The organism is Burkholderia sp. PvR073 (assembly GCF_054055695.1).
This window is the reverse complement of record NZ_JBSRXO010000002.1, coordinates 825,519-839,534: the sequence shown is the minus strand read 5'-3', so window position 1 is coordinate 839,534 and position 14,016 is coordinate 825,519. Positions and strand designations below refer to the sequence as shown.

10 protein-coding genes are annotated in these 14,016 nt (G+C 69.7%); 4 read left to right on the top strand and 6 right to left on the bottom strand.

Annotated elements, in window-relative coordinates; translation table 11 throughout:
- Positions 1–75 precede the first annotated feature (75 nt).
- Both ACVK00_RS10920 and ACVK00_RS10915 read left to right on the top strand, forming a co-directional pair.
- Positions 76–1,860, top strand: a complete 1,785-nt coding sequence (locus ACVK00_RS10920; RefSeq protein WP_284889300.1) for a nitrite/sulfite reductase — start codon at positions 76–78, stop codon at positions 1,858–1,860.
- Positions 1,857–2,300, top strand: coding sequence for a DUF934 domain-containing protein (locus tag ACVK00_RS10915; RefSeq protein ID WP_284889298.1), 444 nt, complete (start codon positions 1,857–1,859; stop codon positions 2,298–2,300). Before ACVK00_RS10920 ends, ACVK00_RS10915 begins: the two co-directional genes overlap by 4 nt.
- 73 nt (positions 2,301–2,373) lie before the next feature.
- On the opposite strand, the gene ACVK00_RS10910 is transcribed toward ACVK00_RS10915, so the two are convergent.
- The 4 genes from ACVK00_RS10910 to ACVK00_RS10895 form a co-directional block, all read right to left on the bottom strand.
- Positions 2,374–3,654, bottom strand: a complete 1,281-nt coding sequence (locus ACVK00_RS10910; protein ID WP_228907838.1) for a virulence factor family protein — start codon at positions 3,652–3,654, stop codon at positions 2,374–2,376.
- Positions 3,651–6,245 (bottom strand): bifunctional lysylphosphatidylglycerol flippase/synthetase MprF, encoded by a 2,595-nt coding sequence (gene mprF, locus ACVK00_RS10905; protein WP_284889297.1) that lies wholly within the window; start codon positions 6,243–6,245, stop codon positions 3,651–3,653. The genes ACVK00_RS10910 and mprF overlap by 4 nt, the downstream gene beginning before the upstream one ends.
- A gap of 372 nt (positions 6,246–6,617) precedes the next feature.
- Positions 6,618–7,058 (bottom strand): hypothetical protein, encoded by a 441-nt coding sequence (locus tag ACVK00_RS10900; RefSeq protein ID WP_284889295.1) that lies wholly within the window; start codon positions 7,056–7,058, stop codon positions 6,618–6,620.
- Positions 7,059–7,093: 35 nt separating this feature from the next.
- Entirely contained in the window at positions 7,094–8,038 is a 945-nt protein-coding gene (locus ACVK00_RS10895) for a LysR family transcriptional regulator (RefSeq protein WP_284889484.1), read from the bottom strand.
- Between the two features lie 98 nt (positions 8,039–8,136).
- Here ACVK00_RS10895 and ACVK00_RS10890 point away from each other — a divergent pair, with 98 nt between their 5' ends.
- Together ACVK00_RS10890 and ACVK00_RS10885 are read left to right on the top strand one after the other, a co-directional pair.
- Positions 8,137–8,574, top strand: coding sequence for a GlcG/HbpS family heme-binding protein (locus ACVK00_RS10890; RefSeq protein WP_284889293.1), 438 nt, complete (start codon positions 8,137–8,139; stop codon positions 8,572–8,574).
- A 4-nt stretch (positions 8,575–8,578) separates the two neighbouring features.
- Positions 8,579–9,355 (top strand): SDR family oxidoreductase, encoded by a 777-nt coding sequence (locus ACVK00_RS10885; RefSeq protein ID WP_228907842.1) that lies wholly within the window; start codon positions 8,579–8,581, stop codon positions 9,353–9,355.
- 92 nt (positions 9,356–9,447) lie between these two features.
- Here ACVK00_RS10885 and ACVK00_RS10880 read toward each other — a convergent pair whose 3' ends face one another.
- Both ACVK00_RS10880 and nirD read right to left on the bottom strand, forming a co-directional pair.
- Positions 9,448–13,641: a bifunctional nitrate reductase/sulfite reductase flavoprotein subunit alpha gene (locus ACVK00_RS10880; protein WP_284889291.1), complete on the bottom strand. Its 4,194-nt coding sequence runs from the start codon at positions 13,639–13,641 to the stop codon at positions 9,448–9,450.
- A 16-nt stretch (positions 13,642–13,657) separates the two neighbouring features.
- The gene (gene nirD, locus ACVK00_RS10875) at positions 13,658–14,005 is read right to left on the bottom strand and encodes a nitrite reductase small subunit NirD (protein WP_011658936.1); all 348 of its coding nucleotides are present in this window, start codon (positions 14,003–14,005) and stop codon (positions 13,658–13,660) included.
- Positions 14,006–14,016 lie beyond the last annotated feature (11 nt).

Here is a 14,016-nt window from a genome sequence, read left to right as displayed (position 1 = left end):
GGTTGCCCGACATCCGTCGCAACGTCCCCTCCCGAGCGGCGCCCCTGCGTCGCCGCTCATCTCGCGTATCACGTCATGTACCGATATACCGATTTCGACCGGGCGCTCGTGCACAGCCGCGCCGCCCAGTTCCGCGATCAGCTCGAGCGCTGGCAGCACGGCACGCTGAGCGAGGACGCGTTCCGGCCGTTGCGCCTGCAGAACGGCTGGTACGTGCAGCGCCATGCGCCGATGCTGCGCGTCGCCGTGCCGTACGGCGAACTGTCGAGCGCGCAGCTGCGCGTGCTCGCGCGGATCGCACGCGACTACGACGTGCCCGACGACGCCACCTATCGCGCCGCCTGCGACGCGCAGGCGTTGCTCGGCACGCTGCGCCTGCCGACCGGCAACGCGCACTTCACGACCCGCACCAACGTGCAGTTCAACTGGATTCCGCTCGCGAAGGCGGCCGACGTGATGGACCTGCTCGCGACCGTCGACATGCACGGGATCCAGACGAGCGGCAATTGCATCCGCAACATTTCGTGCGACGAACGCGCGGGCGTCGCGCCGGACGAGATCGCCGATCCGCGTCCGTTCGCCGAGGCGATGCGCCAGTGGACGACGCTGCATCCGGAATTCGCGTTCCTGCCGCGCAAGTTCAAGATCGCGATCACCGGCGCGGCCGAGGACCGTGCGGCGACCGACTGGCACGACGTCGGGCTGAAGCTCGTGCGCAACGACGCCGGCGAACTCGGCTTTCGCGTGAGCGTCGGCGGCGGCATGGGCCGCACGCCGTTGATCGCGACGCTGCTGCGCACGTTCCTGCCGTGGCAGCACGTGATGAACTACATCGAGGCGATCGTCCGCGTGTACAACCGCTACGGGCGGCGCGACAACAAGTACAAGGCGCGCATCAAGATCCTCGTGAAAAGCGAGGGGCAGCGCTATATCGACGACGTCGAGGAAGAATTCCGCCAGATCGTCGAGCACGACGGCGGCCCGCACACGATCCCGCAGGCCGAGTTCGACCGCATCGCGGCATCGTTCGTCCCGCCGCGGCTGAAGTCGCGCACGCTCGACCTCGGCGCCGCCGAAGCACGCATGACCGCGCACGCCAATCGCCATCCGGCCTTCGCGCGCTGGCTCACGCGCAATGTCGCCGCGCACCGCGCCCCCGCGCTGCGCATCGTCACGCTGTCGTTCAAGCGCCGCCTGCAGGCGCCCGGCGACGCGTCGCCCGAGCAGCTCGACGCGCTCGCCGAGCTTGCTGACCGCTTCTCGGCCGGCGAGGCGCGCGTCACGCATGCGCAGAACGTGGTGCTGCCGTGGGTGCACGTCGACGACCTGTTCCTGCTGTGGGAACACGCGCGCGCGATCGGCGTGGCCAGTGCGAACGTCGGACTCCTGACCGACATGATCGCGTGTCCGGGCGGCGACTTCTGCGCGCTCGCGAACGCCCGCTCGATCCCGATTGCCGACGCGATCGCCGAACGGTTCCAGGATCTCGACATGCTGCACGACGTCGGCGACATCGACCTGCACATCAGCGGCTGCATCAACTCGTGCGGCCACCATCACAGCGGGCACATCGGCATCCTCGGCGTCGACAAGGACGGCGCGGAGTGGTACCAGGTGACGCTCGGCGGCTCGGACGGCTCGAGCGCGAGCGGCGCCGCCCGGCCGGGCAAGGTGATCGGACCGTCGTTCTCGGCGGACGAGATCGTCGATGTCGTGGATGCGCTCGTCAACGTGTATCTCGACGCGCGGCTCGACGCCGACGGGCGTTGCGAGCGATTCATCGACACGGTGCGCCGCATCGGCGCCGAACCCTTCAAGGCCGCGGCGAACGACGCACGTCACCACGCGGAGCACGCATGAAACCGACCGACGAACCCGCCAGCACGAACCCGCGCATCCGGCTGCTGACGCCGGCCGAACACGCCGACGACGCAAACACGTCCGGCACCGCTGCCCTGACGATCGGCAACGACGAGGAACTGCCGCCGCTCGCCGCACGGATCGCGCAGGCCACGCGCATCGACCTGCATTTCCCGTCCTTCACCGACGGCCGTGCGTACAGCCAGGCGTACCTGCTGCGCAAGCGCTTCGGTTTTACCGGCGACCTGCGCGCGACGGGCGACGTGCTGATCGACCAGCTGCTGCTGATGGAGCGCACCGGATTTTCGAGCGCGGTGCTGGGTGCCGATGCCGATCTCGCGGCCGCGCAGCGGCAGCTCGACCGGTTCCCCGGCTTCTATCAGCGCGACGCGAGAACGGCGACACCGCGGCAGGACGCCGCGACGCACGCCGAAAAGTAAAAACGGGCGGCCCGCAGGCCGCCCGTCCGATGAACCGCAAGCGCCGCGCCCGCCGCGAAGCGGGCGCCGGCGTTCAGCGCGCCGCCACCGGCTTGCCGAACGCGCCGAGGATCTTCTTCTCGAGCGCGATGTAGTCGTGGCCGAAGTGGTGGTCGCCCCCCGTCTTGATCACGTCGGCGCCGGTATTCGCGAGCGCCGGGCACATCGTGTCCTGCTCTTCCGCGCCGTAGAAACACTGCACGAGCGACGGCGGCACCTTCGCGATTTCCGGCGCGACCTTCATCGCCTTGTCGCTCGCCGGCATCCCGAGCCAGCCCGTCACGCGGATCTGGAAATCCGCCGACGGCGCGAAACCGAGCAGCGACATCACCGCGACCTTGTCGCGCAGGTCGGCCGGCAGCCGGTTGTACGCGAACGGCATCACGTCCGCGCCGAACGAGTAGCCGACCAGCGCCACGCGGTTCGCATGCCAGCGCGCCATGTACGTGCGCATCACGCGCGCCAGGTCGCGGCTCACCTGTGCGGGCGGCTTCTCGCTCCAGAAGTAGCGCAGGCTGTCGATGCCGACCACCGACACGCCGTCACGCTGCAGCGCCTCGGCGATCGTCTTGTCGAGATCGCGCCAGCCGCCGTCGCCCGAGATCACGATCGCGAGGCGGTCGCTGCCGCCCTTGGCCGGCAGCTCGACGAGCGGCAGGTCCGACACGTCGAGCTCGTCGTTGCTGCTGGTGTCGTGCAGGTGCGACGTGACGAGCGACACGAGCTTCGCGGTGTCGCCGGCCGCGGCCGTTTCGACGAAGCCCGGCATCGCGCGACGCACGATCGTCGGATCGGGCGGGCACGGCTTGAAGCGCGCATCGAGCTTCGCCGCCGGCTCGACCGACACGACGCCGGCAATCGTGTTCTCCGGCGCCATCGCCAGAATCTGCTTCGCGATCGCGCCGCCCTGGCCCACGCCCGCGACGATCGGCGTGTAGTAGCGCGCCGATTGCGCGAGGCGTTCGAGCTGGTGGCTGACCGCCTCGGCGTCGCCGTCGAGGTGGTGACAGGTTTCCTGCTTCGCGGCAAGGTTCGCCGCATAGCGCGCCGAATCCACGCCGACCGTCATCGCGCCCGCTTTCGCGAGCGCGTCGGCCGCCTGCTGGTCGGCGGCGCCCCAGCCGCGCTCACGCGAGAACAGCACGACGAAGCCGCGCAGCGGACCGCTCGGCTTCGTCACGGTCACGGGGCCGTAGCGGCCGCCCGACACGGTTTCCGGTTTCGCCGCGGCCGGCTGCGCCGCGAGCGCGGCGCCGGCCAGCATCATTCCCGCGCAGGCGACTGCCGCCTGCGCGATACCCTTCTTCAACGTCATGAGCGCCGACCTCCAGCCAGCAGGGACAGATCCGCGAGCGTGACGAACACGCCGACCGAGCCCGAGGCCGCGAGATAGCGCGGCTCCCAGTGCGGCTCGAACTTGCTCTTGAATGCACGCAAGCCACGGAAGTTGTAGAAGCGGCCGCCGAAGCGCCAGACCATCAGCCCGAACCGGTGCCACGGCGACGGCATCTTCGCCGCCCCCATCCCCGAGAACGGCGCGATACCCAGGCTCAGCTTGCGGAACCCCGCTTCCTTCAGATGCAGCGCGAGCTGCGTAAACAGATACTCCATCGCATACGGCGACGCTTCCGGCAGATGACGCATCACGCCGACCGTCGCCTCGGTGTTGAGGTCGGTCGTCATGAACGTGACGAACGCGATCGGCTTGTCGGCCTGGCGCACCAGCATCACCGACTGCGTCGCGAGATAGCCGTCGTGGAACGCGGCCACCGAGAAGCTCTTTTCGCGCGCATCGCGGCTGTCGAGCCAGCCGTCCGAGATGTCGCGCAGCGCCGGCAGCGCGGCCGGCACGTCGCACGGCGCGATCACCTCGACCGTCAGCGCGTCCTTGTCGCCGCGGCGCAGCGCGTAGCGCAAGTGCGAACGGTTCGAGCCCTTCAGGTCGAACCGGTCGAGCGCGATGTGCGCTTCCTCGCCGAGCTTCATCAGCGTGAGCCCCGCGTCGAGGTACAGCGGCAGCGCGTTCGCGCGCACCTGGTAGAACGCCGCGCGGCCACTGTGCGCATGCGCCAGCGCAATGAACTTGCTGATCAGCGCCGGCCATTCCTCGCGCGGGCCGACCGGATCGTGCAGCGCGGCCCACGTGCGGCCGTTTTTCGCGTACATCAGGAACGCGCGGCGCGATTCGGAGAACAGGAACGACTTATCGCCCATCAACGCGAGGCCCGCATCGCTGCATTCCTGCGCGCGGATGATCTGCTCGGCGTCGAGCAGGTCCTGCTCGACCGGCTTCACGAAACGGCCCGGCGCGGGGCGCAGCAGTTGCCACAGCGCGAACAGCGCGACGAACACGCCGGACGCGAGCGTGGCGCGCAGCGCGCGCGGCGCGCGTGCGTCGAACGAGAAATGCGACCACAGATCGCGGGTGTACGGCACATCGCGGAACGCGAAGCACAGCACCCATACCGCGAGGATCAGCACCATCGTCACCGACACGAACCAGCTCACCGTGAAGCGCTCGGCGAGCAGCGACGAATGCCGGCTGAAGCGGCGGCGGCTGACGAGCAGCAGCACCAGCAGCGTGCCGAGCACGCCGGCCTCGACGAATGCGAGGCCCTTCGCCAGCGACAGCGCGAGGCTCGCGAGCGTCAACGCGAAGGTCATCCACCACGCGCCATCCAGCCGGCGCAGCAGCCCGCGCGCGACGAACAGCAGCGCGACGCCCAGCACGCTGCAGATCACCTGCGAGCCTTCGAGCACCCACAGCGGCACGATGTTGCGCAGGATCGCGATCCGGTGCCAGAACGCGGGCGTCGCGCTCGAGATCACCAGCATCCCGCCGACCGCGAAAGTCACGAGGCTCAGGAACAGCGGCGCCAGTTGCGACACGCGCGCGGCCTGCCGCGACACGAGCCGGCGCCGCAGCGCGCGGCCCTCGAAGCCGGCCAGCAGGCCCGCCGACAGCACGAGCGGCACGCCGAAGTAGATCGCGCGATAGGCGATCAGCGCGGCGACCATCGCGTGCGCGGGCACTTCGCGGCCCAGCGTGAACACCATCGCGGCTTCGAACACGCCGATCCCGCCCGGCGTATGACCGATCATCCCGAGCAGCAGCGCGGCCGCGTACACGGTGATGAAGGTCGGGAAGCCGACCGGCGCGACCGGCAGCAACACCCACAGCGTCAGGCCGGCGGCCACGACGTCGAGCACCGCGTAGACGACCTGCGCGACGAGGTCGCGCCGTGCGGGCACGTCGAACGCGAGCCATTTGAAGCGCGTGACGACCGGACGCGCGGTGTTGCCGCACAGCGCGACCACGACGGCCAGCACCACGAGCAGCGCGGCGCCGCTCCACATGAGCACGCCCGGCGCGACATGCAGCATCGCGGCGAGCGTCTGCGGCACGCAGACCATGCCGACCGCCGTCATCAGCACCAGCGCGAGCGCGAGCGTGCCGCTGGTGAATACCGTCATCCGGCCGATCTGCGCGGGCGTGACGCCCGACACGCCGTACACGCGCGCACGCACCGCGCCGCCCGTGAGCGCGCCGAAGCCGGTCGCGTTGCCGAGCGCGGAGCCGGCGATCGCGCCGATCCACAGCGCGGCGCGCGGCACCTTCGCGGCGACGTAGCGCAGGCCGACCGCATCGCGGGCGACGAGCGCGAGATAGCTGAGGGCCGTCGCGGCGAGCGACGCGCCCCATTCGCCGACGGACATGTGGCGCAGCTGGCGGATCACCGACCGGTAGTCGACGGATTCAGACAGGTGCTGGAAAACCACGATCAGCAGCAGGCCGATGCCGAGCGCGAGCAGCGGCGACAGTACGCGCTCGTTGCGGATCAGCGTCGACACACGGGCGATCGCCGCCGCGGCGCGGCCGGGCGGACCAGGGTGGCGGGAAGACATAGATTGTTCAGTGGCGGTGCATAGCTTGTCGCGGCGCGGGACGGCCGGGCGGCGACAAATCTGGTTGTTCTGCGTGGGCGGCCGGCCTAGGTCGGAGGCAGGGGCGCCTGGATCAGAAATTACAAGTATACGGAATTTATATTACAGAAACTTTCGTTGTCGCACCGGGCGGTTTGGACGCGGCGGGCGCATCAATGGCGCATCAAATTCATGCGCAAGGTGCGCATCATACCGGGAACCGCCGGGGATTTTTCATCGCATGAATGCCGAATCACGCATTCCGGAAGAATTCTCCCGGCCGCCCCGCACGAACGAGCAAAAACCGAGAGCCCACGCGGGTTTACGGGAATGGGGACGGATGGTCGCGCGCCGTCACTTCGCCCGCTCGTGCTCCGCCAGCCCGATCGCCTTGTAGTCGTAGGTCGGATAGAACTCCGTCCGGTATGCGCCCCACGCCGTGTCCTCGAGCACGCGATTGACCTCCCGCACGCGCGACGCCGGCAACCGCAGCACGACGATCTGCCCGATTCCCATCGTCACGGTCCAGCTCACCACCTCGACACCCGGCGGCGGAAACGCCTTGTAGAACCCCTGCTTCGCGAGTTGCGCGTTCAGCTCGGCGAGCGGGCGCGACTGGTCGTGCTTGAGAAAGACCGTCAGCAGCACCGCATTGTCGGGCGTCGCGGCGGCCGTGCTCGTCGGCACGGTCGACGTCGATGTCTGGCCGACAGCCGGCGCGCAGCCGAGTGCGGCAGCGACCAGCGATGCGGCAATCACGAGGGTTCGAAGCGGGAAATTCCGGCGTGCCGTCATGACGCGACTCCAGGGCTGCGTGAGTGAAGCCGCCATCATGCGCCGTCCGGCGCATCGTTGCCGGGCAGGCCCTGACCGATTCCGGCCCGCTCGCGCAGCACGTCGATGAACGCACGCAGCTTCGCCGGCACGTGCTTGCGATTCACGTAATAGAGCCACATCGGCGGCAGCGTCCGGCACGCACCCGGCAGCACCTCGACGAGCGTGCCGTCGCGCAGGTCCGGCTCGACGCGCTCGCGCATGAACGCGAACGCGATGCCGACGCCTTCCCGCGCGGCATCGATCACCGCATCGGCATCGTTCGTCACGTACACGCCTTCGGGATCGAGATCGACGTCGCGGCGTCCGTCATGCAGCAGCCACTTGTGCAGGCGCCCGCTCGCCGAGAAGCGGAACCGGATGCACGCATGCCGCTCCAGCTCCGCGATCGACGCGGGCATGCCGTGCCGCGCCAGATAACCGGGCGATGCGACCAGCGCGCACGTCAGCGCGGGCGCGATCCGCACGCCGATCATGCCCGGCTGCAGCCGGTCGGCAAGACGAATCCCCGCGTCGAAGCCGTCCTTCGCGATATCGACCAGCTCGTTCTCGTAGCGGATCTCGAGCCGGACCTTCGGGTAGCGCGCGCGGAACGCGGCAAGAATCGGTGTGATCACGAGCGAGCGTGCCAGCGGCAGCGCCGTGACGCGCAACAGCCCGCCCGGCTCGCTGCGGACCTCCTTCAGCGCGTCGCGCGCCTCCATGACCTGCCGGTAAGCGGGCTCCGTCTGCTGCAGGTAATGCTGACCGGCTTCCGTCAGGCTCACGCCGCGCGTGCTGCGGTTGAACAGCTTCACGTTCAGCTCGCCCTCGAGCTGCCCGATCGCGAGGCTGACGGCGGCCGGCGTCAGCCCCAGCACGGCGGCCGCGCGCGTGAAGTTGCCGGCCGTCGCGACGCTCATGAACACGTGCAGCCCGGCCATCGGATCGCGTCTGCTCATCATTAAAAAAACTTGAAACTCCTTCGAGCGGAATGCCGATTCTCCCATATACCGGAACTGCCTACACTGCCCCTGTCGTTCCCCCAACGGAGCATCGAATGAATCCGCACCGCCCCGCACTGCCGCTGGCAGACGTCCGGCTCACGCTCGAAGCCGCGCTCGCGCAGGCCGCGTCGCTGCAGGTCGCCGGCATCTCCATCGCGATCGTCGACGCCGGCGCGAACCTGCTCGCGTTCATCCGCACCGACGACTGCTTTCTCGGCGCGATCGACCTGGCGCAACGCAAGGCGCTGACGGCGATCCGCTTTCGCGCATCGACCGGCGCGCTCGGCGCGATGTCCGGCGACGGCCCGCTGCGCGGGATCGAGCACAGCCACGGCGGGCTCGTCACGTTCGGCGGCGGTGAACCGCTCGCCGACGGCAACGGCCGCTGCGTCGGCGCGATCGGCATATCGGGCGGCAGCGTCGAGCAGGACGACGCGATCGCCCGGCACTGCCGCGATCACTTTCAAGCAACCTTTCCCACCTCGAGGTAAGCACATGGCACAGAAACGCATCCTCATCACCGGCGCGGGCACCGGCTTCGGCCGCGAAGTCGCGCTGCGGCTCGCGCAACACGGTCACGCGGTCACGGCCGGTGTCCGCACGACCGCCGAGATCGACGCGCTGACGGACGTCGCCGCGCAGCGCGGCACCGCGTTGCACGCGGTCAAGCTCGACGTCACGTCGGCCTACGATCGCGCCCACGCTGCCGATCTCGACTTCGACGTGCTCGTGAACAACGCGGGCGTCGGCGAAGCCGGCGCGCTGGTCGACCTGCCGCTCGAGATCGTGCGCGAGCTGTTCGACGTCAATGTGTTCGGGCCGCTCGAACTCACGCAGCGGATCGCTCGCGGGATGGTCGCGCGCGGGCACGGCAAGATCGTGTTCGTGTCGTCGATCGCAGGGCTGATCACCGGGCCGTTCACGGGCGCCTATTGCGCGTCGAAGCACGCGGTCGAATCGGTCGCCGAGGCGATGCACGCGGAGCTGGCCCCGCACGGCATCCGCGTCGCGGTCGTGAACCCGGGCCCGTACAGCACGGGCTTCAACGACCGGATGATGGAAACGCCGCGGCGCTGGCACGATCCGGCCGTCCACACCGTGACGCCCGAGCGGCTCACCTTCCCGCTCGAGCAGCACGATCCGGAGGAAATGATCGCGCGGATGGTCGACGTGATCGAACGCGACGGCGGCGCGTTCCGCAATCTGCTGCCGAAGTCGTCGGAAGCGTTCGTGCGCGCCGAGCAGGCGCACGCATGGGACCGGCAGCAATAACGGCCGGCACAACGGCAGGCGCCGGACGGCAGCCCGCCGCTCATACGGCTAGACAACGGCGGGCACCCTACGGCAGCCCGCCGCCGATACGGTCAGTACACGTCCCGCATGTAGCGGCGCGCCTTCGCGAGCCGCGCGACGTAATCGTTCGCGGCTTCGTCCGACATCCCGCCGTGCTCGGCCACGACCGCCTTCAGCGCGGCATCGACATCCTTGGCCATCCGCGCGGCGTCGCCGCACACGTAGAAGTGCGCGCCCTCCTCCAGCCACTTGTACAGCTCGGCGCCCTGCTCGCGCATCCGGTCCTGCACGTAGATCTTGTCGGCCTGGTCGCGCGAGAACGCGAGATCGAGCCGCGTCAGGAAGCCGCTGTCGCGCATCGCGCCCAGCTCGTCGCCATAGTAGAAGTCGGTCTGCGCATGCTGCTCGCCGAAGAACAGCCAGTTGCGTCCGCGCGCGCCGCGCGCCTGCCGCTCGTGCAGGAAGCCGCGGAACGGCGCGACGCCCGTGCCGGGGCCGACCATCACGACCGGCACGTCGCCGTTCACCGGCGGCCGGAAATGCGCGGACTTCTGCACGAACACCGGCACGCGCCCGTCATCCGCGCGATCGGCCAGGAACGTCGACGCGACGCCTTTGCGCGCGCGCCGGCCGTTGTGATAGCGCACGGCCGACACCGTCAGGTGGATCTCGCCCGGATGCGCGCTCGGGCTCGACGCGATCGAATACAGGCGCGGCTGGAGCCGCTTCAGCATCGCGACCAGCTCCGCGCCCGACAGCTCGACCGGAAACTCGTGCAGCACGTCCGCAAGCTGTTGCCCCCACAACCATTGCTTCAGGTCGGCCTTGCGATCGTCGCCGAGCAGCGCCTTCAGCGCGCCGTTCGCGCTGCGCGACGCGATGAACGCGAGCGTGTCGGGGTGCGGGCGCGTGATGTCGAAGTGGCGCGCCAGCGCCTCGCCCAGGCGCATGTCGCCGACGCCGTCGATCGACACCGGCGCGTCGGCCTTCAGCGCGGTGACCGACAGCAACTCGTCGACCAGCTCGGGGCAGTTGGTCGGCCACACGCCGAGCGCGTCGCCGGCTTCGTATTCGAGGTTCGCGCCTTCGGTCGACAGCGACACGTAGCGCGTGTCCTTCGCGGCGCCCGGCCGGTTGAGCCGCAGGTTCGCGACGAGCTTCGACGGCGCCGGACGCGCCTTGGTCGGCAGCAGCCCCGACGCGCTCAATCCGGCGGACGGCACCGCGTGCAGCGCCGCATCCGCGTCCTTGATCCGGGCGACCACGCGTTCGAGCCACTGGTCCGCCTCGCGCTGGAACTCGACGTCGCAATCGACGCGTGTGCACAAGCGCGCAGCACCCAGCTCCGCGAGCCGTGCATCGAGCCGGCGGCCGTGGCCACAGAACTGGTCGTAGTTGCGATCGCCGAACGCGAGCACCGCGAAGTGCACGCCGTCGAGGCGCGCGGCGCCGGCCGCCTGCAGCGCATCCCAGAACTCGCTGCCGTTGTCGGGCGCATCGCCGTCGCCGAACGTGCTCGTCATCAGCAGCACGTATTGCGCGCCGGCCAGTGACGCGACCGGATAGTCGGACATGCATGCGGTGCGGATCTCGAAACCCGCGTTCATCAGCTGCGTCGCGTAGTCCTCGGTCAGCGATTCGATGTTGCCCGTCTGCGACGCCCACAGCAGCACGACCTTAGGACGCGTGCGCACGATCCGCACGCCGCCGGGCGCGGCGGTCTCGGCCGGCAGCGCGGGCGCAGCGCCCTCCGCCGGGTGGGCGGGCAGCGCGCGGCTGAACAGCCCCGCGAGCATCCCGTCGAGCCAGAACCGCACCGGCGGCGCGAGCGGCGCGCCGGCCGGCAGCACCGGCACGCCGCCTTCGCGCCGACCGGCGCTCGCCTTCAACCCACTGACGAGGCCGGCCACGTACAGGCGCTCCGCCTCGGTGAGCGGCGGCGGCGCGAGATCGGCCACGCCGAGCGCCGCCGCGAAAGTGTCGAGGTCTGCCATGTCGGATTCCTGTGAAGCCGTGATCTGCACCGTCGCCGGCGCGGGCCGCGCGTCGGCATCGGCCGCGGTGGCATCGGGCCGCGCCGTGTCGTCGTCGGCGGACGCGAACGCGTCCGTGTCGACGCGCGTCAGCGCGACCGCGCAATATTTCAGTTCGGGTTGCTGCGATTCCGGATCGATCGCGTCGTTCGTCACCGCGTTGATGCACAGGTCGTCGCCGTACACGTCGTTCCAGTGCATCGGCGCGAAGCAGCTACCGCGCTGCACGCGCTCGGTCACGACGGCCGGCAGCACCGCGCGGCCGCGCGCCGAACGGATCTCGACGCTGTCCTTCGTCGCGATGCCGAGCGCGCCCGCGTCGTCCGGATGCAGTTCGACGAACGGGCGCGGATTGAGCTTGTTCAGCATCGGGACCTTGCCCGTCTTCGTCATCGTGTGCCATTGATGCTGCAGCCGCCCGGTGTTCAGCACGATCGGGAACGTGTCGTCCGGCAGTTCGGCCGGCGCGACGTGCGGCCGCGCGAAGAAGCGCGCCTTGCCCGACGGCGTCGGGAACGCGATGCGCGGCGCCTCGTGCCCGCCCTCGGCCGCGCGCGGCGTCTGGCTCACGCCGTCGTTCAGGTAGCGGATCGGGTGCCGCTCGCGCGCGGTGCCCGGCGCGACCGGCCATTGCACCGGGCCGTCGCGCAGCGCCGCATGGCTCGCGCCGCGCAGGTCGTAGCCGGTCGCCGGATTCGAAAAGCGCACGATCTCGTCGAACACGTCGGCCGCCGACGCATAGTCGAATGCATCGCCGAAGCCCATCGCGCGCGCGACCTCCGCGACGATGCGCCAGTCGGGCAGCGCGTCGCCGGGGGGCGCGATCGCGGCGCGCATCAGCGTCATGTTGCGCTCGGAGTTGACCATCACGCCGTCGCCCTCGGCCCACAGCGCGCCGGGCAGCAGGATGTCCGCATAGCGGTTGGTCTCGGTGTCGAGGAACGCGTCCTGCGCGATCACCAGCTCCGCGGCCTGCAGCCCCGCGATCACGTTCTGCCGGTTCGGCACGGTCGCGACCGGATTCGTGCAGACGATCCAGCACGCCTTGATGTTGCCGGCCGCCATCCGCTCGAACAGGTCGACCGTGCCGTTGCCGGTTTCCTTGCGCAGCGTGCCGGCCGGCACGCGCCACAGGTTCTCGACGAAGCGCCGGTCGTCGTCGGACAGCACCGAGCGCTGGCCCGGCAGGCCTGCGCCCATGTAGCCCATCTCGCGCCCGCCCATCGCGTTCGGCTGGCCGGTCAGCGAGAACGGCCCGCTGCCCGGGCGGCAGATCGTGCCCGTCGCGAGATGCAGGTTGCAGATCGCGTTGGTGTTCCACACGCCGTGCGTGCTCTGGTTGAGCCCCATGGTCCAGCAGCTCATCCACGCCTGGGCGTCGCCGATCCATTGCGCGGCCGTGTGGATGTCGGCTTCGGCGAGCCCCGTGATTTCCGCGACGCGCGCCGGCGTGTAGTCGGCGAGGAACGCGGGCATCGCGTCCCAGCCTTCGGTGTACGCATCGATGAACGCGGCATCGGTGCGGCCGTTCGCGTGCAGCAGGTGCAGCAGCCCGTTGGTCAGCGCGAGATCGGTGCCCGGCCGGATCTGCAGGAACAGGTCGGCCTTGTCGGCGGTGCTGGTGCGGCGCGGATCGACGACGATCAGCTTCGCGCCGGCCTTCACGCGATCCATCATCCGCAGGAACAGGATCGGGTGGCAGTCGGCCATGTTCGCGCCGATCACGAAGAACAGGTTCGCGCGATCGAAGTCCTGGTACGACCCGGGCGGGCCGTCCGCGCCGAGCGACTGCTTGTAGCCGGTGCTCGCGCTCGCCATGCAGAGGCGCGAGTTCGACTCGATGTTATTGGTACCGACGAAGCCCTTCGCGAGCTTGTTCACGAGGTATTGCGCCTCGATCGACATCTGCCCCGACACATAGAACGACAGCGCATCGGGCCCGTGCGCGTCGAGCACCGCGCGCAGCCGCCGCGCGGTTTCGGCGATCGCGTCGCGGGCCGGCAGCGGCACGAGATCGTCCTCCCTCGCGCGCCGCACGAACGCGCGATCGAGCCGCCCGGAGCGGCGCAACGCGACGTGCGCGGACGAGCCCTTCGTGCACAGTCGCCCGAAGTTGGTCGGATGGTCGGCGTCGCCGGACACCTTGACGACCTCGCCATCCTCGACGTGCAGCACCATTCCGCAGCCGACGCCGCAGTACGGGCACACGCTCTTGACGGGGGTGGCGCTCATGCGTGCTCCGGGGCTCTCAGGCGGCAATCCACACGAAACCGTCCTCGATCCGCGACGGATACGCGCTCACCGACTTCTCCGGCGCTTCCAGGCATTCGCCGGTACGCAGGTCGAAATGCTGCTTGTACAGCGGCGACGCGACGACGACGCGCTCGCCGAGGCTGCCGATCAGCCCGCGCGACATCACGGCCGCCTGCGACACCGGGTCGACGTTGTCGATCGCGAACACGCCGCCGGCTTCAGCGTGCGCGACGTGAAACACCGCGACCTGCTCGCCGTTGACGAGCGCGCACACACCGGTGTTCGGCACGATGTCGTCGAGCGGGCACACACGGGTCCAGGACAGGGGAAGACGATCGTTCATGATGGGCTCCT